Here is a 1,235-nt window from a genome sequence, read left to right as displayed (position 1 = left end):
TGACCAACCCGGCGCAGACGCCGGTCACCGTCACCTTGTCCAACGGTTCGACCATCACCATCGATGCCGGCCAGACCACCGGCAGCGTGAACGTTCCGACGCCGGCCAATGACGTCTACAACAATGGCAGCACCGTCAGCACCACCATCTCGGGAACTACCGGCGGCAACTTCGAGAATCTGGTGCCGAACCCGACTCCGGCGGTCACCACCATTACCGATTCGGTCGACGACACTGGCCTGACCTTGTCCGCTACCGGCAGCGTCACAGAAGGCGGCCCGATCACTTACACCGCCACGTTGACCAACCCGGCGCAGACGCCGGTCACCGTGACCCTGTCCAACGGTTCGACCATCACCATCGAAGCCGGTAAATCCACCGGTTCCGTGAACGTCGACACCCCGGCCAATGACGTCTACAACAACGGCAGCACCATCAGCACTACGATCACCGGCGCTGCCGGCGGCAACTTCGAGAACCTGGTACCGAGCACCACGCCGGCAGTCTCCACCATCACCGACTCGATCGACAATACCGGCTTGAGCCTCAGCGCCACTGGCACCGTCGTCGAAGGCGGCCAGATCACCTACACCGCCACCCTGACCAACCCGGCCGGCACGCCGATGACCGTGACCTTGAGCAATGGCTCGGTCATTACCATCGAAGCGGGCAAGACCACCGGTAGCGTGACTGTCGATACCGCGGCCAACGACGTCTACAACAATGGCAGCACCGTCAGCACTACGATCACCGGCACCGCCGGAGGCAATTTCGAGCAACTGACCCCGAGCACCGAGCCAGCGCTCACCAACATTACCGACTCGAAAGATGACACCGGCCTGAGCCTGTCGGCGTCCACCGAAGTGGCCGAAGGTGGTCAGATTCTGTACACAGCGACCTTGACCCATCCGGCCGGTACGCCGGTGACTGTGACCTTGAGCAACGGCGCGATCATCACCATCGCGGCTGGCGCGACCACCGGCAGCGTGAGCGTCGATGCGCCTGCCGATGATGTTTATAAAGATGCCGGCAAGGTTGAAGTGACCATTACGGACACCGCAGGTGGCAACTTTGAGAACCTGGTGACAGACCCGGAGGCTGCGGTTACCGAGGTGACTGATACCCTCGACACTTCAACGGTCAATCTGACGGCGACGTCCACCGTCGCTGAAGGCGGCACCGTGGTTTACACCGCGTCCGTCAACGCACCGGTCACCGGTTCGCCCGTCGTCGTC

1 protein-coding gene is annotated in these 1,235 nt (G+C 62.3%); it reads left to right on the top strand.

The window, feature by feature from the left end:
• On the top strand, positions 1-1,235 hold a 1,235-nt coding region (locus tag BZL43_RS00015; RefSeq protein ID WP_143517813.1), incomplete at both ends, for an immunoglobulin-like domain-containing protein.

Origin of the sequence: Pseudomonas sp. PICF141, assembly GCF_002286815.1 — a bacterium.
Lineage (GTDB): Bacteria > Pseudomonadota > Gammaproteobacteria > Pseudomonadales > Pseudomonadaceae > Aquipseudomonas.
This window is presented reverse-complemented; position numbering and strand designations above follow the sequence as displayed.